This is a genomic window from Bradyrhizobium iriomotense, assembly GCF_018129405.1.
GTDB lineage: Bacteria > Pseudomonadota > Alphaproteobacteria > Rhizobiales > Xanthobacteraceae > Bradyrhizobium > Bradyrhizobium iriomotense_B.
In genome coordinates this window covers 1,031,829-1,055,119 of the sequence record NZ_JAFCLP010000001.1, presented here as the reverse complement: position 1 = coordinate 1,055,119, position 23,291 = coordinate 1,031,829, and the positions used below count along the sequence as shown (strand labels likewise).

The 23,291-nt window shown below is 65.0% G+C and carries 23 protein-coding genes; 17 read left to right on the top strand and 6 right to left on the bottom strand.

Features of this window, described 5'->3' with window-relative positions; translation table 11 throughout:
* The first annotated feature begins 82 nt into the window (after positions 1–82).
* The 7 genes from JQ592_RS04625 to JQ592_RS04595 all read left to right on the top strand — a co-directional run bounded on the left by JQ592_RS04625 (position 83) and on the right by JQ592_RS04595 (position 8,203).
* Entirely contained in the window at positions 83–982 is a 900-nt protein-coding gene (locus JQ592_RS04625) for a VOC family protein (protein WP_211401709.1), read from the top strand.
* The gene (locus JQ592_RS04620; protein ID WP_211401708.1) at positions 979–2,601 is read left to right on the top strand and encodes a bifunctional 3-(3-hydroxy-phenyl)propionate/3-hydroxycinnamic acid hydroxylase; all 1,623 of its coding nucleotides are present in this window, start codon (positions 979–981) and stop codon (positions 2,599–2,601) included. The genes JQ592_RS04625 and JQ592_RS04620 overlap by 4 nt, the downstream gene beginning before the upstream one ends.
* Positions 2,598–3,443 (top strand): fumarylacetoacetate hydrolase family protein, encoded by an 846-nt coding sequence (locus tag JQ592_RS04615; protein WP_211401707.1) that lies wholly within the window; start codon positions 2,598–2,600, stop codon positions 3,441–3,443. Before JQ592_RS04620 ends, JQ592_RS04615 begins: the two co-directional genes overlap by 4 nt.
* Positions 3,444–3,527: 84 nt before the next feature.
* Positions 3,528–4,505, top strand: coding sequence for a Bug family tripartite tricarboxylate transporter substrate binding protein (locus tag JQ592_RS04610; protein WP_211401706.1), 978 nt, complete (start codon positions 3,528–3,530; stop codon positions 4,503–4,505).
* Between the two features lie 125 nt (positions 4,506–4,630).
* Positions 4,631–6,094, top strand: a complete 1,464-nt coding sequence (locus tag JQ592_RS04605) for a GH1 family beta-glucosidase (RefSeq protein WP_211401705.1) — start codon at positions 4,631–4,633, stop codon at positions 6,092–6,094.
* A gap of 231 nt (positions 6,095–6,325) precedes the next feature.
* On the top strand, positions 6,326–7,558 hold the full coding sequence (locus tag JQ592_RS04600) for an acetyl-CoA C-acetyltransferase (RefSeq protein ID WP_211401704.1): 1,233 nt from the start codon (positions 6,326–6,328) through the stop codon (positions 7,556–7,558).
* A gap of 342 nt (positions 7,559–7,900) precedes the next feature.
* Complete coding sequence (locus JQ592_RS04595) at positions 7,901–8,203, top strand: HU family DNA-binding protein (RefSeq protein ID WP_008139488.1); 303 nt, start codon at positions 7,901–7,903, stop codon at positions 8,201–8,203.
* A gap of 72 nt (positions 8,204–8,275) precedes the next feature.
* On the opposite strand, the gene JQ592_RS04590 is transcribed toward JQ592_RS04595, so the two are convergent.
* The 4 genes from JQ592_RS04590 to JQ592_RS04575 all read right to left on the bottom strand — a co-directional run bounded on the left by JQ592_RS04590 (position 8,276) and on the right by JQ592_RS04575 (position 11,966).
* On the bottom strand, positions 8,276–8,431 hold the full coding sequence (locus JQ592_RS04590) for a hypothetical protein (protein ID WP_211401703.1): 156 nt from the start codon (positions 8,429–8,431) through the stop codon (positions 8,276–8,278).
* 4 nt (positions 8,432–8,435) lie between these two features.
* On the bottom strand, positions 8,436–10,853 hold the full coding sequence (lon, locus tag JQ592_RS04585) for an endopeptidase La (RefSeq protein ID WP_211401702.1): 2,418 nt from the start codon (positions 10,851–10,853) through the stop codon (positions 8,436–8,438).
* 8 nt (positions 10,854–10,861) lie between these two features.
* The gene (locus JQ592_RS04580) at positions 10,862–11,245 is read right to left on the bottom strand and encodes an Hsp20/alpha crystallin family protein (RefSeq protein ID WP_211401701.1); all 384 of its coding nucleotides are present in this window, start codon (positions 11,243–11,245) and stop codon (positions 10,862–10,864) included.
* Positions 11,246–11,399: 154 nt separating this feature from the next.
* On the bottom strand, positions 11,400–11,966 hold the full coding sequence (locus tag JQ592_RS04575) for a ferritin-like domain-containing protein (RefSeq protein ID WP_211401700.1): 567 nt from the start codon (positions 11,964–11,966) through the stop codon (positions 11,400–11,402).
* A 145-nt stretch (positions 11,967–12,111) separates the two neighbouring features.
* On the opposite strand from JQ592_RS04575, the gene JQ592_RS04570 reads away from it, so the two are divergent.
* From JQ592_RS04570 to JQ592_RS04560, 3 genes are all read left to right on the top strand, one after another.
* Complete coding sequence (locus JQ592_RS04570) at positions 12,112–12,738, top strand: MarC family protein (RefSeq protein ID WP_211401699.1); 627 nt, start codon at positions 12,112–12,114, stop codon at positions 12,736–12,738.
* A 150-nt stretch (positions 12,739–12,888) separates the two neighbouring features.
* Complete coding sequence (locus tag JQ592_RS04565) at positions 12,889–13,542, top strand: L-fuculose-phosphate aldolase (protein WP_211401698.1); 654 nt, start codon at positions 12,889–12,891, stop codon at positions 13,540–13,542.
* A gap of 12 nt (positions 13,543–13,554) precedes the next feature.
* On the top strand, positions 13,555–15,342 hold the full coding sequence (locus JQ592_RS04560) for a chloride channel protein (protein ID WP_211401697.1): 1,788 nt from the start codon (positions 13,555–13,557) through the stop codon (positions 15,340–15,342).
* 47 nt (positions 15,343–15,389) lie between these two features.
* Here JQ592_RS04560 and JQ592_RS04555 read toward each other — a convergent pair whose 3' ends face one another.
* Positions 15,390–15,647: a DUF2798 domain-containing protein gene (locus JQ592_RS04555; RefSeq protein ID WP_211401696.1), complete on the bottom strand. Its 258-nt coding sequence runs from the start codon at positions 15,645–15,647 to the stop codon at positions 15,390–15,392.
* A gap of 291 nt (positions 15,648–15,938) precedes the next feature.
* On the opposite strand from JQ592_RS04555, the gene JQ592_RS04550 reads away from it, so the two are divergent.
* From JQ592_RS04550 to JQ592_RS04530, 5 genes are all read left to right on the top strand, one after another.
* A complete protein-coding gene (locus JQ592_RS04550) occupies positions 15,939–16,325 on the top strand; it encodes a hypothetical protein (protein WP_211401695.1) in 387 nt (128 codons plus the stop codon).
* An 896-nt stretch (positions 16,326–17,221) separates the two neighbouring features.
* A complete protein-coding gene (locus JQ592_RS04545; protein WP_211401694.1) occupies positions 17,222–17,842 on the top strand; it encodes a TetR/AcrR family transcriptional regulator in 621 nt (206 codons plus the stop codon).
* Positions 17,843–17,894: 52 nt separating this feature from the next.
* The gene (locus JQ592_RS04540; RefSeq protein ID WP_211401693.1) at positions 17,895–19,088 is read left to right on the top strand and encodes an MFS transporter; all 1,194 of its coding nucleotides are present in this window, start codon (positions 17,895–17,897) and stop codon (positions 19,086–19,088) included.
* A gap of 162 nt (positions 19,089–19,250) precedes the next feature.
* Positions 19,251–19,670 (top strand): DUF4118 domain-containing protein, encoded by a 420-nt coding sequence (locus JQ592_RS04535; RefSeq protein WP_211401692.1) that lies wholly within the window; start codon positions 19,251–19,253, stop codon positions 19,668–19,670.
* 138 nt (positions 19,671–19,808) lie between these two features.
* Positions 19,809–20,006, top strand: a complete 198-nt coding sequence (locus JQ592_RS04530) for a hypothetical protein (RefSeq protein WP_211401691.1) — start codon at positions 19,809–19,811, stop codon at positions 20,004–20,006.
* Positions 20,007–20,254: 248 nt separating this feature from the next.
* Here the strand turns inward: JQ592_RS04530 and JQ592_RS04525 are convergent, their stop codons facing one another.
* Positions 20,255–21,232 (bottom strand): LysR family transcriptional regulator, encoded by a 978-nt coding sequence (locus JQ592_RS04525; RefSeq protein ID WP_211401690.1) that lies wholly within the window; start codon positions 21,230–21,232, stop codon positions 20,255–20,257.
* A 120-nt stretch (positions 21,233–21,352) separates the two neighbouring features.
* On the opposite strand from JQ592_RS04525, the gene JQ592_RS04520 reads away from it, so the two are divergent.
* Positions 21,353–22,390: a class 1 fructose-bisphosphatase gene (locus tag JQ592_RS04520; RefSeq protein WP_211401689.1), complete on the top strand. Its 1,038-nt coding sequence runs from the start codon at positions 21,353–21,355 to the stop codon at positions 22,388–22,390.
* Positions 22,391–22,402: 12 nt separating this feature from the next.
* Entirely contained in the window at positions 22,403–23,278 is an 876-nt protein-coding gene (locus JQ592_RS04515; protein ID WP_211401688.1) for a phosphoribulokinase, read from the top strand.
* Positions 23,279–23,291 lie beyond the last annotated feature (13 nt).

The window sequence follows — 23,291 nt, the reverse complement described above, 5'->3', positions numbered from 1 at the left end:
AATTATTTATAAATTTTTGCTTTACGTGATATTTTATACATATTAATGAGGTGACGTTCGCACTCCCTGACAAGGAAGCCCGATGTCCGACTTTCCGGTGACGGCCCTGCGCAGCGTCGAAGTCACGACGCCGCAGCTTGCCGGCTCGGTCGAGTTCTACAGCAAGGTCTGGGGCCTCGACGTCGCGGCGGAAGCGGGCGGCACGGTGTACCTTGCCGCGACGGGCAGCGACTTCCACGTCCTCGAGCTCACGCCGGGTGAGGCGACATCACTCCGCAGGATCAGCTTCCGCGCCCGCTCGCACGAGGATCTGCACCGCCTGTTCGCGCGTGCGCGGCAAGCCGGCTGTGAGGTGATCAGCTCACCCGCGCCGTCGTCTGCGCCGTCGGGCGGAACAAGTTTCGCGGTTCGCGAAGAGCAGGGATGCGTCATCGAGTTCGTTCATGGCGATCGTACCAAACCGGCGCGCGTGATCGCTGACCGCCCCGAGCGGCTGGCACACGTCAACATCAACAGCGCCGACATCGAGAAGCTCTCCGCATTCTATCAGGAGACCCTGGGATTCCGGCTGTCGGATCGGTCGAAGCTGATGGCGTTCCTGTGCTGCAACAGCGATCACCACGCCATCGTGCTTGCGGAGGCCCCTCGCAACGGTCTCAATCACGTGGCTTTCCTCATGCCGGATCTGGAGTCCGTCATGCGCGGCTCCGGTCGCATGGTGGACCACGGTTATCCGATCGGCTGGGGCGTCGGCCGTCACGGACCGGGCGACAACGTGTTCGCCTATTTCGTCGATCCCGCAGGTAGCGTGATCGAATACACCGCCGAAGTCCTGCAGATCGACGACAGCTACGTCGCGAAAGGTCCGAGTGATTGGGTCTGGCCTCCGGGACGAACCGATCAATGGGGCATCGCCCCGCCGAAGTCCGAGGCCTGTAAAGCGGCGCAGCTCGCCATTCCCTTCACGGCGGCGCGCGCATGACGGAGACCGCTGGCGCAACCGACTATGACGTGCTCGTCGTCGGCTTCGGGCCGACCGGCGCCGTTGCCGCAGGCCAGCTCGGCCGCCTCGGTCATCGCACGCTGGTCATCGATCGGCTCACTGATGTCTACGACAAGCCGCGCGCGATCGCGCTCGATCACGAGATTTTCCGTCACTTCGACAATATGGGGCTCACTGACGCGATCTCGCCCTATATCGAGCCTTTCACCGCATCGGAGCATTTTGGCGTCGACGGCCAGTTGATCCGGCGCATCGACATGGTCGCAAAGCCCTATCCGCTCGGCTACACGCCGAGCATGGTGTTCAGCCAGCCTGCGGTCGAGGCCGAACTGCGCCGCCACGCGACCGGCTTTTCCAATGTGCGGGCCGAGCTCGGCGTCGAACTGCTCGATCTCCTGCAAACGTCCGATCGCGTCGAGGCGCGCCTGAAGGACAGCGATGGACAACACCGTTCGGTGACGGCGCGCTACGTGCTCGGCTGCGATGGCGCATCGAGCACCGTGCGTCAGATCGCAGCTCTTGCGCTCGAGGATCTCATCTTCGACGAACCCTGGCTGGTGGTCGACTTGCGCGTCAACGAGAGCGCGCTTGCCCGCCTGCCGCAATGCTCTGCGCAATTCTGCAATCCGGCGCGTCCCGTGAGCTTCCTCATCGGCCCGAAGAACCATCGCCGCTGGGAGATCATGCTGCTGCCGGGCGAAGACGCGCGGCAGATGGAGCGACCCGACAATGTCTGGAAGCTGCTCGCGCCCTGGCTCACGCCGCATGACGGGGAATTGTGGCGAGCGGCCTCCTATCGCTTCCACGCCCTCGTTGCCGCCGATTGGCGCAACGGCAGGATCCTGATTGCTGGCGATGCCGCGCATCAGCAGCCTCCCTTCATCGGCCAGGGCATGTGCCAGGGCCTGCGCGATGCCACGAACCTGGTCTGGAAGCTGGATCATGTGCTTAAGGGCGTCTCCTCCGACAGCCTGCTCGACAGCTACACGGTCGAACGCAAGCAGCACGTCATCGAGCTGACCGGCAAGATCAAGGCGATCGGCCAGTCGATCTGCGAGCGCGATCCGGCAGCGGCCCGGCAGCGCGATGCGAAGATCCTGGCCGAAGGTGGCGGCAAGCCGCTGCTCCTGACGCGGCAGGAAATCATCCCGCCGCTCCACGCAGGATTTTTCGCGTATCACCAGATGCCGGCGCGCGGCACTCTGTTTCCGCAGCCGCGTATCGCGAGCGGCCGTACGGCTCGCTTGCTGGACGAAGTGACCGGGACCGGCTGGCGCGTGTTGATCGACGGTCGCAGCAATGATGCAGCTTCGATGCTCTCGCTCTGTGCCGCGCACCCGGACCTATCGGCAGCAGCAGTCGCGCCTGCCGGCGCAGGTGTGCCGAATGTGCTCGAAGAGACCGAGGGCGTGCTCGCGAATTGGTTCGACCGCCATGGTGTCGTCGCCGCGATCGTGCGGCCCGACCATTACGTCTTCGGCACCGCGCGCAATGACTCCGGGCTCGGCGATCTCCTGCATGAGATCGATGTGCGTCTTCGTGACGTGCCGGCCGAGCGAGACAAAATTCCCGATCTGAAAATGGAGAGAACGCCGTGAAACTGAGCACCGTATCGATCGACGGCCGCACCACTTGGGGCATGGTCGAAGGCGAGACTTTTTGGGATGTCGGCGCCGTGCTGACATCGCGCTATGCCGATCTCAAGGCCGCGATCGGCTCTGGGCTATCAGGTGTTGCGGAGGCTAGATCTAGCGCCGCCGCCGTTGCGATCTCAAAAGTCACTTGGCTGCCGGTCATCCCGAACCCGGACAAGATCCTGTGCGTGGGCCTGAATTACGAGACCCACCGCAAGGAAACCGGCCGCGCCGAGGTCGATCACCCCACCATCTTCTCGCGCTATGCCAACAGCCAGACCGGACATTTGCAGCCGATCGTGCGGCCGCGCGTCTCGACCGATCTCGATTTCGAAGGCGAACTCGCGGTCATCATCGGCAAGGCCGGCCGCTACATCTCCCGCGCGGATGCCATGGACCACGTCGTGGGCTATTCCTGCTACAACGACGGCAGCATCCGCGATTTCCAGCGTCACACGCATCAGTTCACGCCGGGAAAGAATTTTTCGGATACCGGCGCATTCGGGCCCTGGATGATGACGCCAGACGAGCTCGGTCCGCTCGGCGAGCTCAAGCTCCAGACCCGCCTCAACGGGCAGATCATGCAGGACGCGCGGATCAAGCAGATGATCTTCGATATCCCGCGCCAGATCGAATATTGCTCCACGTTTACGCGGCTTGAGCCTGGCGACGTCATCGTCAGCGGAACGCCGGGGGGCGTCGGTGCGCGGCGTGAGCCGCCGCTCTGGATGAAGCCCGGCGATGTCGTCGAGATCGAGGTCGAGCGCCTCGGCGTGCTCAGGAATGTCGTCACAGACGAAACCTGATCGAACGACTGCCGCCGGCGACGGCTGCGGCCTGCGAACGACCAATAAAAGCCCGCAAAGCGGCATCTTTCAGGGAGGAACACCATGTCCGGACTATCGCGTCGCCTGCTGCTCGCCGGCTTTGCGCTTTGCTTCTCTCTTCCGGCCTTCGCGCAGTCGTGGCCGCAGCGGCCCGTGACCGTCGTCGTGCCGCAGCCGGCGGGCAATAGCCCGGACGTGATGTGTCGCCTCATCACCGAAAAGCTCTCGCGGGCCTTCGGGCAGCAGTTCATCGTCGAGAATCGCCCGGGTGCCGCAAACCTCGTCGGCACGCAGGCGGTCGCCCGCGCGGCTCCGGACGGCTACACGCTCCTGTTCGCCACATCGGCGGCGCTCGTCACCAACCCCTACACGTTCAAGAAGCTTCCCTATGATCCCGTGAAAGACTTCGTGCCGGTCGCGATGGTGGCGAGGAGCAACCACGTCCTTCTCGTCAATCCCGAGGTGAAGGCCAATACGCTGCCGGAATTGATCAAGCTCGAAAAATCTGCGCCGGGTTCGTTGAGCCTGGCCGTCGACGGTGCGCGCAACCTTTCGGGTCTGATCGCTCAAGCCATCAACAAGAATGCCGGAACCGGCTTTGTCCTCATCCCCTACAACACGACCACGAATGCGGTGCAGGACGCCATCTCAGGACGCATCCAGGTGACGATCCAGGCGGCATCGATCGCCGAGGCCTTCATCAAGGCAGGTACGCTTCGACCAGTCGCCGCTGCCGGAGCCAAGCGGATCGAGTCCCTGCCGGACGTTCCTGCGATCGCGGAGACGCTGCAAAGCGTCGATCTCCAGGGCTGGTTCATGTTCATGGCGCCGGTCGGCACACCCGCCGACATCGTCGAAAAACTGAGTGCTGAGATTGCACGCGCCCTGGAATCGTCCGAGGTGCGCGAGCGCGCGCCCACCCTCGGCTTCGATGTCCGTGTCGGCGATGCCGTGACGACGGCAGGCGCAAAGCGCTTCCTCGAAGACCAGCTCGCCTCGTCCGGCAAGATCATCCAGGGGCTCGGCATCGAGCCTGAATAGCGACCCATTGGAGCGGGGGCGCCCTTCTGTATTTTTGCATCGTCAACTCCTGCCTCCACTGCTTCTCAAATTGCCCGTGACCGGTCATTGTGCGGCTGCAACAACCATCTCGGGGGCAGCATCACATGTCGGACAAAGTCTCGCGTCGCCAGTTTGCCGCGCTGGCGGGATTGTCCGCGGCCGCAATCGCAAATCCTCTGGAAGGCGCCGACGCCAGGCCGGCGGCAGCGGCCTCGCGCGACAGCGGCTTTCCGGCAGGCTTTCTCTGGGGCACGGCGACCTCGTCCTATCAGGTCGAGGGCGCGGTCAACGAGGGCGGGCGAGGGGTCTCGATCTGGGACAAGTTCGTCCGCATCCCCGGCAAGATCGAGGACGGCTCGACCGGCGACCGCGCCAACGAGCACTACCACCGCTACAAGGAGGATATCGCGCTCATCAAGGAGCTCGGCTGCAAGGCCTATCGCTTCTCGATCGCCTGGCCGCGGGTGTTTCCGGACGGGGACGGCAAGCCGAACGCCAGCGGGCTCGACTTCTACAATCGGCTCATTGACGAGCTGCTCAAGAACGGCATCGAGCCGTGGGCGACGCTCTATCATTGGGACCTGCCGCAATCGCTGCAGGACCGCTTCGGCGGCTGGCGCTCGACCGAGACCTGCAAGATCTTCGGCGACTATGCGGCCTATGTCGCCGAGCACCTGACCGATCGGGTCAAGAACGTGTTCACGCTGAACGAGAGCGGCCGCTTCGTGCAGTTCGGCTATGGCCTCGGCATCGACGCGCCCGGCGTGACGCTGCCGCAGAGAGAGGTCAACCAGGTCAGGCACAACAGTGCACTCGCGCACGGGCTGGCGGTACAGGCGGTGCGGGCTCATGGCCGCCGCGGCACCCGGGTGGGACCTGCCGAGAACATCGACGTCTGTGTTCCCGCGATCGACACGCCCGAGCATGTCCTTGCCGCCGAGATCGCGCTGCGCGAGATGAATGCCGGCTATCTCAATGTCATCATGGAAGGCCGCTACACCGACGCCTTCCTGAAATATGCCGGCGGCGATGCGCCGAAATACACCGAGGCCGAGCTGAAGATCATCTCCTCGCCGGTCGATTTCCTCGGCCTCAACATCTACGCGCCGCAGAACTATGTGGTGCCGTCCGAGGAGGGCGCGGGCTTCATGCCGCTGCCGATCCCGAAATCGTTCCCGCACATGAGTTCGGACTGGCTGCGGATCGCGCCGGAAACGATCTACTGGGTGCCGAAGCTCGCGGCCAAGATCTGGAAGACCGATGCGATCTACATCACCGAGAACGGCACCTCCGGCGACGATGTGGTCTCGCCCGACGGCAAGATCTACGACACCGACCGCATCATGTACCTGCGCAACTATCTCGCCCAGCTGCAGCGCGCCACCGCCGAGGGCGTGCCGGTGCGCGGCTATTTCCTCTGGAGCCTGATGGACAATTTCGAATGGGTGTTCGGCCTCAGCAAGCGCTTCGGCCTCTATCACGTCAACTTCGACACCCAGGTCCGCACCGCAAAGCTCAGCGCGAGCTATTATCGCAACGTGATCGCGAAGAACGCGGCGGGGGTGTGATCTCTTCGCCTCTCCCCGCGTGCGGGGAGAGGCCGGATTTTACGCGCAGCGGAAAATCCGGGTGAGGGGGAGCCTCCGCGAGTCCGTCTGTTACCGTTTTTGCCGAGGCAGCCCCTGACCCCAACCCTCTCCCCGTAAGAACGGGGAGAGGGAGTGCAGCAGCGCACATTGACTCCACTCTTCCCCTTATTCAAAACCGTCCTCAACACCAACAACAAGAGGACAACGCCAATGGCTGACGCGCTGATCATCGATGCCTGCCGCACCCCGCGGGGTATCGGCAAGGCCGGCAAGGGAGCACTGTCGGGCATTCATCCGCAGCAGCTCGGGGCAACCGTGCTGCGTGCGCTCGCCGATCGCACCGGCATCAACACCGCCGATGTCGACGACATCGTCTGGGGCTGCAGCGCGCAGGTCGCAACGCAAAGCGGCGATCTCGGCCGCATGTCGGCGCTCGATGCCGGCTATGACGTGCGCGCCAGCGCGGTGACGCTGGATCGTTTTTGTGGCTCCGGCATCACCAGCGTCAACATGGCGGCATCCTCGATCATGGCTGGCGCCGAAGACCTCGTCATCGCCGGCGGCTGCGAGATGATGTCGATGGAAGGGCGGCGCGGCGGCGGTCCGATGATGATGGATTCCGGCAATCTGCGCCTTCGTGCACGGCATCCGCAGTCGCATCAGGGCGTCTGCGCCGATGCGATCGCGACCATGGAAGGCATCACGCGACGTGACGTCGACGCGCTCGGTCTCGAAAGCCAGAACCGCGCCGCGCATGCGATCGCGAACGGCCACTTCAAGAAGAGCCTCGTGCCCGTGCATCGCGAGGACGGCGGCCTCGCGCTCGACCATGAAGAATATCCGCGGCCGCAGACCACGATGGAGGGCCTCAGCAGCCTGAAGCCGGCGTTCCCCGCCGTCGCCGACTATGCGCTCGACGACAAGGGCACGACCTATCGCGGCCTGATCCTGCAGAAATATCCGGACCTGAAGATCGACTTCGTCCATCACGCCGGCAACTCGTCCGGCGTCGTCGACGGCGCCGCTGCGATCCTCTTGGCTTCGCCAGCCTATGCCAAGGCGCATGGCCTTAAAGCCCGCGCCCGTGTCGTCGCGATGGCCAACATGGGGGACTCTCCGACCCTGATGCTGAACGCGCCGGTGCCGGCGACGCGTAAGGTGCTGGCCAAGGCCGGGCTCTCCATCGACGACATCGACCTGTTCGAGATCAACGAGGCCTTTGCGGTGGTGGCTGAAAAATACATCCGCGACCTCAAGCTCGACCGCGCCAAGGTCAACGTCAATGGCGGCTCGATCGCGCTCGGCCATCCCATCGGCGCAACCGGCTCGATCCTGATCGGCACCGTGCTCGACGAGCTCGAGCGGCGTGACCTGAAGCGTGGTCTCGTCACCATGTGCGCCGCCGGCGGCATGGCGCCCGCCATCATCATCGAGCGCGTCTAGCTGCTTTCTCCTCTCTCTCCCCGTAAAACGGGGAGAGAGAGCGGCTGCGGTGCGATCCAACCCTTATTTTCTAGGGTGAAACGCACCCCTCCTCGCACAAAGAGGCTGGTCGTCGCTTGTCGAAAGCCGCGAATCAGCTTTAGCAAGGTTGCGTGCGGGCCTTTGAAACAAGGTAAAATCCGCTGCCCGAGGCTTCTTTCGCTCCGGAAGTAGCTAAAAAGCAGGGTTTTTTGCCACAGGGGGCCAAAAAAGCCCGTAAAATCGCGACAAAACTGTGCAGAAGGCTATAGGCCTTCGCCGCTTGGTCTAATATGCAACCGGCAACGAATCAGAGGAGACACGATGCCAGCCCAAATGTCCAAATCGCAGTTGATCGAAAAGATTGCGACCGCCACCGAGCTTTCCAAGCGCGACGTCAAGAGCGTCATGGAGACGCTGACCGACGTCGGCCACAAGGAGCTCAAGAAGAACGGCCTGTTCCTGGTGCCGGGCTTCGCCAAGTTCGTGGTCATCAAGAAGCCCGCGACCAAGGCGCGCAAGGGCACCAACCCGTTCACGGGTGAAGAGATGATGTTCAAGGCCAAGCCGGCCCGGAAGATCGTCCGCGCCCGCCCGGTCAAGGCTGCCAAGGACGCCGTGGCCTGATAACGCAAAGGCCCCCTCGCAAGGAGGGGGCCTTTTATTTGGGGCAGCCGCGAGGGCTTGAGACGGAGGGGCTCAACCCTTGCGGCGCTTCACCCGGACCGGGACCGGCTGAAGCCGCGCCCCGGGGCCTGCGAGCGCATCGCGAACCCGGTCGATGGCGCGATCGAGCAGCTGGCGCAGTCGCTGCGTCTTGCGCGATCTCCTCGCTTTTTCCAGCAGTTTCTTCATCGCATCACTCCGCCGCTTCGACCTTCGCATCGACTTGGGTTTCAGCTTGGGCTCCAGCCGGCTCGAGCGCCGCGGCGATGGCCTCGTCGACGCGCTCCAGCCAGATGAATTCCAGGTTGTCCCGCGCGCTCTTCGGGATGTCGTCGTAGTCCCGCTTGTTGCGCGCCGGCAGCATCACCCGCTTCAAGCCAGCGGCAGCGGCAGCCACCACCTTCTCCTTGATGCCGCCGACCGGCAGCACCAGGCCGCGCAGCGAGATCTCGCCGGTCATCGCGGTGTCGCTCCGCACCGTGCGGTTGGTGAGCAGCGACGTCAGCGCCGTGAACATCGCAACGCCCGCGCTCGGTCCGTCCTTCGGGGTTGCGCCCGCAGGGACGTGAACGTGGATGTCGCTCTTCTCGAACACCTGGGGATCGATGCCGAGCTGCGAGGCTTTGCTCTTCACCAGCGTCATCGCAGCCTGCACGCTCTCGCGCATGACGTCGCCGAGCTGGCCGGTCAGGATCATGCCGCCCCGGCCGGGCACGCGCGAGGCCTCGATAAACAGGATGTCGCCGCCGACCGGCGTCCAGGCAAGGCCGGTGGCCACGCCCGGAATGCTGGTGCGCTGCGCGATCTCGCCTTCGAAGCGCGGCTGGCCGAGCACGGTGGCGATGTCCTTGGTCGTCACCACGACCTTGGCAGCCGTGCCTTCGGCGACCTGCACCGCGGCATGACGGAACACCTTGCCGATCTCGCGCTCGAGGTTACGCACGCCGGCTTCGCGGGTGTAGCCCTTGACGATCAGCTTCAAGGCCTCCGGCTCGATCTCGGCCTGCCCGGCCGAGAGGCCGTTGGCCTCCAGCTGCCGCCGCACCAGATAGCGCCGCGCGATCTCCAGCTTCTCGTCCTCGGTGTAACCGGCCAGGCTGATCAGCTCCATGCGGTCCAGCAGCGGACCCGGGATCTGGTCCAGCATGTTGGCGGTCGCGATGAAGACCACGCGCGACAAGTCGAAGGGCACACCCAGGTAATTGTCCCGGAACGTCCCGTTCTGCTCGGGGTCGAGCACCTCCAGCATGGCGGCGGAGGGATCGCCCTGCACGCCGCGGCCCATCTTGTCGATCTCGTCCAGCATCATGACGCAGTTGCGGCTACCGGCCTTCTTGATGCCCTGGATGATGTTGCCGGGCAGCGCGCCGATATAGGTGCGGCGGTGGCCGCGGATCTCGGCCTCGTCATGGACGCCGCCTAAGCTGACGCGCACGAAGGGGCGATCCATCGCGCGGGCGATGGACTGGCCGAGCGAGGTCTTGCCGACGCCGGGCGGGCCGACGAAGCACAGGATCGGGGCCTTGCCCTGCGGGGCGAGCTTGCGCACCGCCAGATATTCGATGATCCGGCTCTTGATCTTCTCCAGGCCAAAATGATCGGCATCGAGGATGCGCCGCGCCTCCTTGATGTCGATCGGCTTCTCCGCGGGCAGCGCCCAGGGCAGCTCGATCAGCCAGTCGAGATAGGTGCGGACCATGCCGGCTTCGCCGGCAGCCTCCGGCATGCGCTCGTAGCGGCGCAGCTCCTTCTTGGCGTGCGCCTCCGCTTCCGGCGGCATGTTGGCCTTGGCAATCGCTGCGGTCAGCTCGGTGACCTCGGCCGCCTTGCCGTCGCCTTCGCCGAGCTGGCGCTGGATGGTCGCCATCTGCTCGCGCAGGATCGCCTCGCGCTGGCGCTCGTCGAAGCTGGCGCGGGTCTTCTGGCCGATTTCGTTACTGATGCGCAGCACCTCCAGCCGCTCGGCCAGATGCTTCGACACCTTCTCGACGCGCAGCGCGAGGTCGATGGTCTCCAGCACCTCCTGCTTGTCCTGCGGCTTGATGTCCATGAACGAGGTTGCGAGATCCGCCAGCGCGCCGGGCGCACTGGTGCCCTGGAACATCGCGGTCAGCTCGGGCGGCGACTGCGGCAGCAACTCGATCGCCTCGATGGCCTGGCGCTGCAGGTTCAGCGCCCGCGCCTCGATCTCGGGCGAGTTCGTGGTCGGCTCCGGAATCTGCTGGATGCGCGCGGCCGGGAACGGCGTCCCCGGCAGGAAGTCGAGGATGCGCGCGCGCTGCACGCCCTGGCAGACGATATGATGCGTGCCGTCGGGCGCGGTGATGTAGCGCACGATGTTGGCGATGGCCGCGACCCGGTAGAGATCGTCCGGCCCGGGCTCCTCGATCTCGGGGCTGCGCTGCAGCACGATGCCGACCGGACGCTGCTCGCGCAGCGCCTGCTGCGCGGCGGCAACCGACTTCGGGCGTGCGATCGCGATCGGCGCGATGGCGCCGGGGAACAGCACCATCTCGCGCACGGGGATGATGATCAGTGCGTCCTCGGGGATCTTCACGTCGGAGCCGTTTTGGGAATTGGTCTGTGCGGTGTTCATCTGTTCGGTGGCCATGATCGACCTCAGGATTTGGCGAGGCGCAGTGCGACGCAGCCGTCCATCACGAAACGGCTGATGGCGTAGCGGCCAAGGGGCAATGCAATGCGGCGCTCAAAACGCCCCTGCGGCAGCTCGAGCCGGTGGATGCGGGCGTTGCGAAGCTCCGGCGGAAGCGTGCGCAGGCCGGAGATCACCAGCACGCCGTCATGGATGACCGTCTCGACATTGTCCGGATTGACGCCGGGAAGCGCGACCAGGATCAAAAGCTCATGCTCGGTCTCGAGCACGTCGATCGGCGGCTCCCAGCAGGCTTCCTGGCGGCCGAACTGGTGCCGCAGCCGTTCGGCGCGGGTCAGCGAGTCCAGGGCTTCGGACAGCATCCAGTCGAGGGGATTTTTGGGTTGCATGATGCGGACTCGGGGGCTGGGAAAGCCCCCATATGGGGCTGGTTCCCGGGAAATCCAGTGCAGTGGCGCTGACGTGCCATGCGCCATCGTGCGATCCAACAAGCAAACGCCGCGGCCTGGCCGCGGCGTCCTGTCGTGATAGCGCGGCGCGGCATCAGGCAGCGGCGCGATACTCGCCTTCCGCTTCGAGGTTGATGACCGAGGTAGCGAGCTCGGTCAGCGTGCGATCGGTCGCTTCTTCCTCGTCGAGCGTCTCCTGGAGCAGCCTGGCTGCGTCCTGCATGCCGAGCTCCTCGGCCCAGGTGCGCAGCGTGCCGTAGCGGGAGATCTCGTAATGCTCGACCGATTGCGCCGCTGCGAGCAGTCCGGCGTCGAGGGCGGGGGCTCCCTTGAACTCCTTCATGATCTCGGCGCCCTCGTCCGCGATGCCGTTGATGGCCTCGCAAGGCTTGCCGCGTGCGGGCTTGCCCAGCATCTTGAAGATCTGGTCGAGACGCTTGACCTGACCCTGGGTCTCGCGCAGATGCTTGTTGAAGGCAGCCGTGAGGTCCTTCGACTGTGCGGCCTTGGCCATCTTGGGCAGGGTCTTGATGATCTTGTTCTCGGCGAAATAGATGTCCTTCAGCGTTGCCAGGAACAGGTCGCTGAGCATCTTCGGCGCCTGACGCGGCCGGCGCGCCGCGGCCTTCTTGGTTGTGCGTTTCTTCGCTCGTTTAGCCATACGTCCTCCTCTTGCGGTGACATGGGAAGGCGTTGCCTTCCTCAATCCTCAGGCGATCAAGAGTCGGGATGAGCAAATGTTCCTCGCGAAGGCGGCCGCGAGCCGCTATGGCTTCCTGCCTGAGCTACGCCAGAGACGCTTTCCAATGCTTGACTTCGCCCTGTCCGCCTTCGTGACGCTGCTGCTGGTGGTCGATCCGGTCGGCCTTGCGCCGGCCTTCCTGGCCGCGACCTCCGGCATGCCCGACAAGGTCAAGCGGACGATCGCGCTGCGCGCGCCGCTGATCGCGGCCTCGATCCTGGTCGTGATCGCGCTGGTCGGAAACTGGCTGCTGCGCCAGCTCGGGATCGGCATCCCCGCCTTCCAGATCGCCGGCGGGCTGCTGCTGTTCGGCGTCTCCTACCAGATGATCTTCGGCGACCGCCCGCATCGCGAGGCCCGCGAGGCCGACAAGGCGACCTCGGAGCATGCCTCCGACGTCGCGGTGTTTCCCCTGGCCATCCCCATGATGGCCGGCCCCGGCGCGATCGCGACCACGCTGCTCCTGTCGGGCGACGCCGGCTATGGAGCGCGGCTCGCGATCATCATCGCGATCGTGCTGGCGGTGTGCCTGCTCTGCATGCTCTGCTTTCTCTCCGCAAGTCTGATCGCCCGCACCCTCGGGCGCACCGGGAACGCCGTGCTCTCGCGTGTGCTCGGCATGCTGCTCGCCGCCTATTCGGTGCAGTTCGTGATCAACGGCGTTGCGGCTGTCCGGGCGAGCCTTTCGTAGGCCTGCGACAATCTGTTAATTTGTTGATTTTACGGTCTATTTCGAGAAGTTGCGCGTGCGCCGTCAAGATGGCGGACGGATCGGTCGCTTTCGCTTGCACTGCCATGTTGCTTTGACGTACTTCCCCTTTCACCAGCGCAGGAAATCGGGATGTCGATGACAGCGGACGAGCTCGCCAAGAGACAGGCCATCATCGACGCCTGCCGTCGCATGAATGCGCTCGGCATCAACCAGGGCACCTCGGGTAATATCAGTGTCCGGCATGCGGACGGGCTTCTGGTCACGCCGACCAGCGTGCCCTATGACGCCATGACGCCGGACCAGATCGTGTTCATGGCGATGGACGGCTCGCATGCGCACCATCAGAAGCCGTCCAGCGAATGGCGCTTCCATCGCGACATCCTGAAGTCGCGGCCCGACGTCAACGCCGTCGTCCACGCCCATCCGACCTATTGCACCATCCTGGCGATCATGGGCATGGAGATCCCGCCCGTGCACTACATGATCGCGGCTGCCGGCGGCGACAGCATCCGCTGCGCGCCCTATGCCACCTTCGGAACGGAGGAACTGTCCGAGCACGCGGTGCGGGCGCTGGAGGGGCGGTTCGCCTGTTTGCTCGACCATCACGGCATGATCGCGATCGGTAAGACGCTGGACAAGGCGATGTGGCTCGCCGTCGAGGTCGAGACGCTGGCGCGGCAGTATCACGGCTGCCTTCAGATCGGACAACCGCCGCTGCTTTCCAGTGACGAGATCGAGCGGGTCCGCCAGCGCATGGCCGGCTACGGCCTGTCGGAAGGGTAGGGCGGGCAAAAGGTGTTCGTACGGATCAGGCATCTCGTCGATCGCAAGGGAACGAACCGCACCATGGTTCGGCTGCGCGCGCTGCTGCGCAGCAACGAGTTCTACCTGATCCCGCTGGCGCTCGTGATCGGCACGCTTGCCGGCGCCGTCGTGACGCTGATGGCCGAGATCGCGCAGATCGCCCATGTGGTGATCTACGGCATTCCCGTCGACGTTCGCCTGTCGGCCAATGCGCGCGTGAGCCCCTGGGCCGCGCTGCTCGCGCCTGCGCTCGGCGGGTTGGCGCTCGGCATCATGGAATGGTCGCGGCGGCGGATGAAGATCTCCAACGCGGTCGACCCGATCGAGGCCAACGCGCTGCGCGGCGGCAATCTCTCGATGCGCGACAGCGTGGTGGTGTCGAGCCAGACGCTGATCTCCAACGGCTGCGGTGCCTCGGTCGGGCTCGAGGCCGGCTATACCCAGATCGGCTCGGGCATCGCCTCGCTGCTCGGCAAGTTCTTCAATCTGCGCCGCAACGATCTTCGCCTGATGGTCGGCTGCGGTGCGGCCGCCGCGATTGCGGCCGCATTCGGTGCGCCGATCACCGGCGCCTTCTACGCCTGCGAGCTGATCGTCGGCGTCTATTCGGTCGGCAGCGCCGCGCCGATCCTCGCGGCCTCGCTGGCGGGCGCGCTGACGGCGCAATGGCTCGGCGGCGCACCGTATTCATTGGAGATACCCAAGGTCAGCTCCGTCGGCGTCGAGCAGTACCTGGCGCTGATCGGGCTCGCCCTCATCACCAGCGGCGTTGGTATCGCCGTGATGCGTTCCTCGCCGATGTTCGAGCGCCTGTTCGCCTGGCTGCCGGTCTGGCTTCGTCCGGTGTTTGGCGGCCTCATCGTCGGCGCCTTTGCGATTGTCACGCCGCAGGTGCTGGCGGCCGGCCACGGCGCCATGGTGCTCGATCTGTTTCACGACATGACGATCGGCCTGATCGCGCTGATCATCGCCCTGAAAGTGACGGCCTGCCTGATCTCGCTCGCCTCGGGCTTCCGCGGCGGCCTGTTCTTCGCCTCGTTGTTCGTCGGCAGCCTGATCGGGAAGTTCTTCGCCGAGCTGTTGGAACTGATCAGTCCGAACTTCGTGATCGATCCGCTGGTGGCGATGCTGACGGGCATGGCGACGCTGGGCGTTGCCATCGTCGGCGGCCCCCTGACGATGTCGTTCCTCGTGCTCGAGATGACCCGCAATGTCGACGTCACCGCCGTGGTGCTGGCCGGCTGCATCGTCACCTCGATCTGCGTGCGCTTCATGTTCGGCCACTCCTTCTCGACCTGGCGCCTGCATCTGCGCGGCGAGACCATCCGCAGCGCCAATGACGTCGGCTGGCTGCGCAATCTCACCGTCGAGCGCCTGATGCGCTCGGACGTCGGCAAAGTGCCTTCGACCACGACGATCGCGGCTGTGCGCCGCGAATTCGCGCTGGGGTCGCGGCCAGGTATAGTCATCGTCAACAACGCGGACGAATATGTCGGCCTCGTCCTGCTGCCCGACCTGTACTCCAGCGATCTCGACACCATCGCAGACGACATCCAGGTGATCGAGCTCGCCCGCCTGATCGACATCGTGCTGATCCCGGAAATGAACGTGAAGTCGGCGATGGCGGTGTTCGACGAGGCGGAGGCGGAGATGCTGGCGGTGGTCGATTCCACCGACAGCCGCAAGGTGGTCGGCTTCCTCACCGAGAACTTCGCGCGCCGCCGCTATGTCGAGGAGATCGACAAGGCCACGCGCGGCGTGCTGGGGGCGTTGTCGTAAAGCGTTGAGGCGGGACGGCGTGCTGGGTGCGCCGCCGTCCGCGCCTTCTATCGGCCTGGTTGAGACGGGGACGCGACGAGGCAGGCCACGATCCGGCGGACCAGCGGCAGCACCACGAGCAGCGTTGGGAAGGCGACGAGCCATGACAGGCCCCAGGCGCCGGGCCAGGTGACCAGGAACGCCGGCGTTGCGCCGAGGCTCCGCAGCGTCGAAATGACCGACACCACGGCCGTCATGAGGATGGACAGCACGAATGGCATCACGATCGGCGCATAGCGCGCCGGCAGTTTGCGAACCGCAATCATCTGATTTCTCTTGAGGAAAAGGACGCGTCAGTCACGTTGAACCCTGGAAATTGGCATCGATTCCGACGGCGTCGGTTGATGCGTTGGTTCACGTGAACGCTTACGGCCACCGAAAAACGGCGCGGCTGTTCATTATCCGCTCAGGTTGAGTGGCGCAAGCTGGATCGGATGGTTCGGTTTACAATCGTTCAAAGCGTGGCAGATTGCCGCGATCCTGAAACCAATTCAGTGGTTTGCGCGTTACGGACGGTTTGCATGGATGTGATTGGGCGAAAGCAGAGGAAGGTCAAGATGAGCAGACTCATGATTTCCGCAGCAGGCCGCAACACCGTCCTGGCCGCATGCGCAGGCCTGGCGCTGCTCGCAACCTCGGTATCGCCCTCGGCTGCGGCAGCTCCTCGGCCGGCCCAGGCGTCCACCAAGGCTGTGACGGCAGGTCAGGCGTCCTCCGACGCCACGGATTTCAGCGCGGCGCGTCGTCGCCACTACTATCGACGTGGACCGAGCGCCGCGGGTCTCGCCTTCATGGGCGCGGCCGCCGGCATCATCGGCGGGGTGATCGCCGAGCAGCGGCGCCGCGACTATTATGAGAACCACTATTATTATGGCCCGCGTCCTTACTATGGCGGCCCGGGCTATTACGGCGGTGGTCCTTATTATTACGATCCGGGCTACTGATACCGGTCGTATCGAGCGGCCGTAGTTCTCGGTCAGATCCGCTTCCGGATTTTGCAGAAGGGCGGTGCTTTGCGCCGCCCTTTTCGTTGGCCCGTGTTGCTGTAGCTCCATCCGGGCTACGCGACCGGGCTGTGTCGCCCGGCTGTCAACCCGCCGCACCGAAAATATTCCGCTTTACCGAAATTCGGATTTGTCGTATGTGTCGCCCATCCCGGCTCATCCTTGAGGGGCGATCATGTGGTCGTCATTTTCGCGAGCCGGGCTTGCGGTGGACGCGGCAGCGTCGGGCGCGAGAGCTTGAGGGCAGGGCGGATTGCTCTCCGTGAGCCCTTTAGGCATCGTGCGGACGAACGGCGCTGTCAGGTTCGTCTCGTCTGTAAGTTTCCGGCTCCGTCGACAGGGCCGGGAAAACTGCGGCGAAATGGCGGGCCGCGCGTACGGCAAAACCGTGTGGTCCTGGCCGTCGTTGCTACGGCCAAGCTCTTGCGGAGGCGGTGATCGCGTCAACCGGCGCGACGCCGGTGAATTCCGTTGGGGTGAGGGAGGCCAGAAGGAATTCGGCTCCCAGGAGAGCGCGGCATAAGCCGTCCAACCACTGCGCAGGGAAGGCCGTGTGTTGAGCTTCACCTGTATGCTGCTGTGCGGTTCTTTTGCGCTACCTTTCGCGCAGCGGACCGCGGGTGCCAGCCGGCACCCGGCCTTCCCTGCGCCCTCTTGGCTTCGAGGGGGAGAGATCAAGCAAAGCTCGGGCGAAATCAGCCGCGAGGATGCGAAGGCGTGTCTGCGACACACACTCACTGTCATCGCCCGGCTTGTCCGGGACACGAAGAGGGGCTGGACCCACAATCACAACCACGTGTCTTTATTCGGGAACAATCATTCCCTATTATCTCGCAATGCAAAAAGCTGCCCGCCGTTCCCAGCCTACCGTCCGTCCGCCCGGTCGTCCCCGGGAGTTCGACATGGACGTTGCGCTTGACCGTGCCCTGCGCGTGTTTCGCGAGCGCGGCTATCACGCCACCTCGATCGGCGATCTCACCGCGGCGATGCAGCTGGCGACCGGCAGCGTCTACAAGGCGTTTCGCGACAAGCATGCCGTATTTCTCGCCGCCTTCGAGCGCTACACCGGCTTGCGCCAGGAGCAGACCCGCAGCGCGGCGAGGCGCGGCAAAAACGGCCGCGAGCGGCTGCGCAACGTCCTCTTGTCCTATGCCGAACATTCCCAGGGCATCGAGGGACGGCGCGGCTGCCTCGTGGTCGGCAGCGCCGTTGAGTTGTCGGCGGTCGATCCCGTGATCCGGGCGCGCGTCGATACCCAGCTCAAGACCAATGAAGACTTCATCTCCGGCCTCATCCGCGAGGGCCAGGCCGACGGCTCGATTCCGGGCCATGTCGATGCCGGCGACACTGCGCGACTAATGATCTGCATCACGCAAGGCATGCGCGTCGTCGGCAAGGCGCGCCTGCCGCTCGACGGGCCCCGCCTCGTCGGCGTCGCGATGAAGCTGCTCGCCTGAATTCATGTCCTATTAGGGAATGATCGTTCCCGATATACTGGAGACTGCGTAAATGACCATGAATGCCACCATCGAGACCGCACCCGAGCCGGATGCGGTGTCGCAGCGCCTGACCTTCGTGCTTGCCGCGGCCTGTGGCATGGTCGCCGCCAATCTCTATTACGCCCAGCCGCTGATCGCCCCGATCAGTGCCGCGCTCGGCCTGTCGCATGCAGCGGCGGGGCTGATCGTGACCATGACCCAGATCGGCTATGGCGTGGGGCTGCTCTTCATCGTGCCGCTCGGCGATCTCGTCGAGAATCGTGCGCTGATTTGTTCGGTCATCACGCTCGGCGCCGCGGCGCTGCTCGCCGCCGCGTTCTCGACCCATGCGCTGCCCTTCCTGGTGGCGGCGCTGTTCATCGGGCTCGGCTCGGTCGCGGTTCAGATCATCATTCCCTATGCGGCGCATCTGGCGCCGGAAGCTATCCGCGGCCGTGTTGTCGGCAACGTCTCGACCGGCCTGATGCTCGGCATCATGCTGGCGCGCCCGGTGTCGAGCTTGGTCACCGCGGCCTCGTCATGGCATGCGGTGTTCTTCGCCTCCGCCGCGCTGATGATCGTGCTTGCGGCCGCGCTCTGGATGGCGCTGCCGAGGCGCAAGCCCGTCGCGCGCATGCACTACGGCACGCTGCTGCTGTCGATGCCGCATCTGGCCCGCACCACGCCGCTGCTCCGGCGCCGGGCGCTCTATCAGGCGAGCCTGTTCAGCTGCTTCACGCTGTTCTGGACCGTGGCGCCACTCCAGCTCGCCGGCGCGTTCGGCTTCTCCCAGCGCGGCATCGCGCTGTTTGCCCTTGCCGGCGTGGCCGGCGTGTTCGCAGCTCCGATCGCGGGCCGGCTCGCCGATCGCGGCCATAGCCGGATCGCGACGCTGGTTGCGATGTTGCTCGCGGCCGCGGGTTTCCTCGCGACCTATATCGGTGCGCCGGGCTCGATGCTGAACCTCGCCTGCCTGGTCGTCGCCGCGATTGCCATCGATATCGGCGTGCAGGGCAATGTCGTGCTCGGCTTCCGCGCCATTTTTACGCTCGGGCACGAGCAGCGCAGCCGCCTCAACGGCCTCTATATGGCGACGTTCTTCGCGGCCGGTGCCGCCGGCTCCGCGATCGGCGCCTGGGCCTTCGCGCAGGGCGGCTGGATGCTCGCATCGGCCATTGGCCTCGCTCTGCCCGTCGCGGGCCTGCTCTATGCGGCCACCGAGTAGCGGCCGGCCGGGACGGAAATTGTCCGATGCGGGTGTTTACCAAGCCGCGGACATGCGGCCATGCCATGCCTTGTGTGCCGCAATTTCCATCTCGCGGTTTGGTTGCAGTTGTAGTACTTTCGTCGCAATCGGACCTGGTTAACGGGCGGCAGGGGGAGGCTGATGAGGCGTGCGGGGCTGTTTGGCGTACCGCGGGTACGGCCATGGTCGTGGCAGGCGTTTCTGCTGGGACTCGTCATCGTCGCAGTGTCGGCCCTGCTTCAGGGCATCTGCGTCGCGCTTGGCGCAAAGCTTTATTTCGCAGCGTTCCTGCCCGGCCTGTTCGTGCTCGCGCTTGTCGCCGGCGTGCCGGCGGCGGCGTTCGCCGCATTGCTCACCATTCCGCTGGTGTGGTGGGCGTTCATGCCGCCGTTCTTCGCGTTCACCCCGCTGACCAGCGCGAACGCCGATTCCATCAACCTGTTCTGCCTGCTCGCCGTGCTCCTGATCGGCCTTGCCGATCTGTGCCGGAAGACGGTGACGATCAACAGCCGCGGCGGGCTGAAGCCTTCGGGCAAGAGCGCGGCAACGAATTCGCAATAAATCGGCATTGCGCGAGCCTGCACGTTGCGCACGCGCAACAGTCCGGCAACCATGCGCGAGCTTGCCGCGCGCCGCTAACTTTTCGAAAAAGATTTGGCCGCAATTTCTCCCCCGGGAATGACGAGGGAGTTTTCGGACATGAACGGTCACGCCATCTTGGAGAACGTGCGCCGCTATCGCGGCATCGCATCGCTCTATCGCCAGACCGCCGCATTCCGCCCGGGCCAGAGCTGGTCGCTGCTGGAGCAGGCGAGGGAGTGGGAAGCACGGGCGCTGTCGGAGCTGGAAGCCTATTTCGCCACGCGCATGGACTACGCCGCTCCGCTTGCGGCCTGATCGTTGACCGCGCAGGGCGGGGCGCAATCGGCCCGGTCGGGGGCGGGCGACCCGGGGCGACTACGGAGTTGTCTCGATGCCCGCTTGTGCTAGCAACATCCCGATCGGGATCGAGATCTCCTTTAGGGAGGCCGGGGGCGAGCGATGACCACCTTCAACCGCATCTTCACGACCGAGCGCCTGCTGCAGATCATCGTCATTCTGGCGGCGACGATCGCGATGAAGCTGATGGCGTAGCCATCGGCGGGCTATGGCCCGCCAAGCTCGGGCACGACGGGCAGATAGTTCGACCCCTCGGAACCAAGAAAATCGAACATCGCCTGCGCCGGCGGCAGCAGCACCTTGTCGCTGCGGCGGATCACGTACCACTGGCGGACGATCGGCAGGCCGGCGACATCGAGCACGATGAGCCGGCCCTCGGTGAGCTCATGCGCGACCGTGTGGGCCGAGATGAAGGCGATGCCGAGCCCGGCGATCACCGCCTGCTTGATGGTCTCATTGCTGCTCATCTCCATGCCGATGATCGGTTCGAGGTCCGACCTCTGGAACATGCCCTCCATCAGCGTCCGCGTGCCCGAGCCGGGCTCGCGGGTGAGGAAGGTCTCGTGCACGAGATCGGTCAGGCTGAGACCGGAATCCTTCTCCAGCCAGTGCCCCTTGCGCGCGACGATGACGTGCGGATTGCGTCCGAGCTGACGGACGTCGACGCTGACGTCGGCCGGTGGCCGACCCATCACCGCGAAATCGAGGTCGTAGCCGTGCATGGCCTCGCGGATCTCCTCGCGATTGCCGATGGTGAGCTTGATCTCGATCTTGGGATGCCGCTTCGAGAACGCCGCGATGGCATGCGGCACGAAATATTTCGCGGTCGAGACCGCACCGAGCTGCACCGTGCCGCCGGTCCGCCCCGCAAGCAGGTCGAGCGCGCCCTGGCAATCCATGATCGCGGCTTCGACCCGCTCGGCCAGTGCGAGCACCTCCTTGCCCGCCTCCGTCAGCAGCATGCCGTCGCCGGTCCGCTGCACCAGCGGCAGGCCGGCGAGGTCCTGAAGCTGCCGGAGCTGCTGGGTCACGGCCGGCTGCGTCAGCCCGAGATGGCCGGAGGCCGCCGTCACGCTGCCCTTGGCCGACAGCGCCGCCAGCGAGCGAAGCTGCCGGATCGTCAGATGCCGGAGCTGGGCCGCCGCATGGCCGGAGCCATTATAAGAAAATTCTTTGGCACTCATTATGAATAGAAATTTTCCTTATTAAGCTGCCCCTGTCAATCTCCTGGTGCCGGGACTGACCGCACCGACCTCCAGCGTGGAGGGCAATGGACGCGGCGCCGGCCCAGGGGATGGACGCAAATGACCGGGCAACTCAGGCTGGACGACCACCTTCAACGGTATTCAGAAACCGCACCCCACGCGCTGGCGGTGGCGGCCGCAGTCGATGCCATCGCGGCCGCGGCGATCGAGATCGCGGACCTCATTGCCAGCGGCGATCTGGCAGACGCCTCGGGCCTGACGACGGGCCGCAATAGCGACGGCGACGTCCAGCGGGATCTCGACGTGCAGGCCGATGCGATCCTGCGCCGCTGCCTCGGCAAGCTGCCGGTCGCGGCGCTGGCGTCGGAAGAGATGCGTGAGCCCCAGATCGGCGACCGCGACGGCCGAATCTGCGTCGCGATCGATCCGCTCGACGGCTCCTCCAACATCGACATCAACATGACCGTCGGCACGATCTTCTCGATCCTGCCCGCGCCCGACGATCTCGCGCTCGCCTTCCATCAACGCGGCTCGGCGCAGCTCGCGGCCGGCTTCGTCACCTACGGGCCGCAGACCTCGCTGGTGCTGACGCTCGGCGACGGCGTCGACATCTTCACGCTCGACCGCAAGGCCGGCTGCTTCCGCCTCGCGCGCAGCGCCGTGCAGATCTCCGAGGCCTGCGAGGAGTTCGCGATCAACGCATCGAACCGCCGGCATTGGGACTCGCCGGTGCGCGCCTTCATCGACGAATGCCTCGCCGGCGTCGAGGGGCCCGCCAACCATGATTTCAACATGCGCTGGATCGGCTCGCTGGTCGCGGAGGCCTATCGCATCCTCACCCGCGGCGGCGTGTTCCTGTATCCCTCGGACGCGCGGCCCGGCTATGGCGACGGCCGCCTGCGCCTCACCTACGAGGCGCATCCGATGGCGATGGTCATCGAGCAGGCTGGCGGCTCGGCCTCGACCGGGCGCGAGCGCATCCTCGACCTGTCCGCACAGAGCCTGCACCAGCGCGTGCCGCTGATCATGGGCTCGAGCAACGAGGTGCGGCGCGTCGAGGAATTGCATTGCGATCCGCTGCTGGTTGCCAGCGTCTCGGCGCCGCTGTTCGCGCGGCGCGGATTCTTTCGACTCTGAGCGAGGTGACGCATGTCCAGGAAGCACCCGATCATCTCGATCACCGGCTCCTCCGGCGCCGGCACGACCTCGGTGAAGAAGACCTTCGAGCAGATCTTCTTCCGCGAGAAGGTCAACGCCGCCTACATCGAAGGCGACGCCTTCCATCGCTACGACCGCGCCGAGATGCGCACGCAGATGGCGAAGGAAGCCGAGCGCGGCAACAAGCACTTCAGCCATTTCAGCCCCGAGACCAACCTGTTCGAGGAGCTGGAGCGCGCCTTCCGTGACTACGGCGAGACCGGCACCGCGGTGACGCGGCACTACGTGCACGACGCCGAGGAATCCGCGCTGCATGGCGCGGCGCCGGGCACCTTCACCGATTGGAAGCAGCTGCCGGAGAACTCCGACCTGCTGTTCTATGAGGGCCTGCACGGTGCCGTCGTCACCGACAAGGTCAACGTCGCGCGCTATGCCGACCTCAAGATCGGCGTCGTGCCCGTCATCAACCTCGAATGGATCCAGAAGCTGCACCGCGACCGCAGCGCGCGCGGCTATTCGACCGAGGCCGTCACCGACACGATCCTGCGGCGGATGCCCGACTACATCCACTACATCTGCCCGCAATTCACCGAGACCGACATCAACTTCCAGCGCGTGCCGACGGTCGATACCTCGAATCCGTTCATCGCGCGCTGGATCCCAACGCCGGACGAATCGATGGTCGTGATCCGCTTCAAGAATCCGCGCGGCATCGACTTCCCCTATCTGCTCTCGATGCTGCCGCAGAGCTGGATGTCGCGCGCGAACTCGATCGTGTGCCCCGGCGCGAAGCTCGATCTCGCAATGCAGCTGATCCTGACGCCGCTGATCATGCAACTCATCGAGCGCAAGCGCAGCCTGAAGTGAACAGGGAGAGAAT

Excerpts from the sequence above, each read along its gene's own strand:
- JQ592_RS04605 (WP_211401705.1), top strand. The coding sequence starts at position 4,631 with ATGTCGGACAAAGTCTCGCGTCGCCAGTTTGCCGCGCTGGCGGGATTG.
- JQ592_RS04570 (WP_211401699.1), top strand. The coding sequence starts at position 12,112 with ATGCTTGACTTCGCCCTGTCCGCCTTCGTGACGCTGCTGCTGGTGGTC.
- JQ592_RS04525 (WP_211401690.1), bottom strand. The coding sequence starts at position 21,232 with ATGAGTGCCAAAGAATTTTCTTATAATGGCTCCGGCCATGCGGCGGCC.
- JQ592_RS04540 (WP_211401693.1), top strand. The coding sequence starts at position 17,895 with ATGACCATGAATGCCACCATCGAGACCGCACCCGAGCCGGATGCGGTG.
- lon (WP_211401702.1), bottom strand. The coding sequence starts at position 10,853 with ATGGCCACCGAACAGATGAACACCGCACAGACCAATTCCCAAAACGGC.
- JQ592_RS04535 (WP_211401692.1), top strand. The coding sequence starts at position 19,251 with ATGAGGCGTGCGGGGCTGTTTGGCGTACCGCGGGTACGGCCATGGTCG.
- JQ592_RS04520 (WP_211401689.1), top strand. The coding sequence starts at position 21,353 with ATGACCGGGCAACTCAGGCTGGACGACCACCTTCAACGGTATTCAGAA.
- JQ592_RS04545 (WP_211401694.1), top strand. The coding sequence starts at position 17,222 with ATGCAAAAAGCTGCCCGCCGTTCCCAGCCTACCGTCCGTCCGCCCGGT.
- JQ592_RS04515 (WP_211401688.1), top strand. The coding sequence starts at position 22,403 with ATGTCCAGGAAGCACCCGATCATCTCGATCACCGGCTCCTCCGGCGCC.
- JQ592_RS04590 (WP_211401703.1), bottom strand. The coding sequence starts at position 8,431 with ATGAAGAAACTGCTGGAAAAAGCGAGGAGATCGCGCAAGACGCAGCGA.
- JQ592_RS04530 (WP_211401691.1), top strand. The coding sequence starts at position 19,809 with ATGAACGGTCACGCCATCTTGGAGAACGTGCGCCGCTATCGCGGCATC.
- JQ592_RS04565 (WP_211401698.1), top strand. The coding sequence starts at position 12,889 with ATGTCGATGACAGCGGACGAGCTCGCCAAGAGACAGGCCATCATCGAC.
- JQ592_RS04555 (WP_211401696.1), bottom strand. The coding sequence starts at position 15,647 with ATGATTGCGGTTCGCAAACTGCCGGCGCGCTATGCGCCGATCGTGATG.
- JQ592_RS04610 (WP_211401706.1), top strand. The coding sequence starts at position 3,528 with ATGTCCGGACTATCGCGTCGCCTGCTGCTCGCCGGCTTTGCGCTTTGC.
- JQ592_RS04620 (WP_211401708.1), top strand. The coding sequence starts at position 979 with ATGACGGAGACCGCTGGCGCAACCGACTATGACGTGCTCGTCGTCGGC.
- JQ592_RS04580 (WP_211401701.1), bottom strand. The coding sequence starts at position 11,245 with ATGCAACCCAAAAATCCCCTCGACTGGATGCTGTCCGAAGCCCTGGAC.
- JQ592_RS04595 (WP_008139488.1), top strand. The coding sequence starts at position 7,901 with ATGCCAGCCCAAATGTCCAAATCGCAGTTGATCGAAAAGATTGCGACC.
- JQ592_RS04600 (WP_211401704.1), top strand. The coding sequence starts at position 6,326 with ATGGCTGACGCGCTGATCATCGATGCCTGCCGCACCCCGCGGGGTATC.
- JQ592_RS04625 (WP_211401709.1), top strand. The coding sequence starts at position 83 with ATGTCCGACTTTCCGGTGACGGCCCTGCGCAGCGTCGAAGTCACGACG.
- JQ592_RS04550 (WP_211401695.1), top strand. The coding sequence starts at position 15,939 with ATGAGCAGACTCATGATTTCCGCAGCAGGCCGCAACACCGTCCTGGCC.
- JQ592_RS04575 (WP_211401700.1), bottom strand. The coding sequence starts at position 11,966 with ATGGCTAAACGAGCGAAGAAACGCACAACCAAGAAGGCCGCGGCGCGC.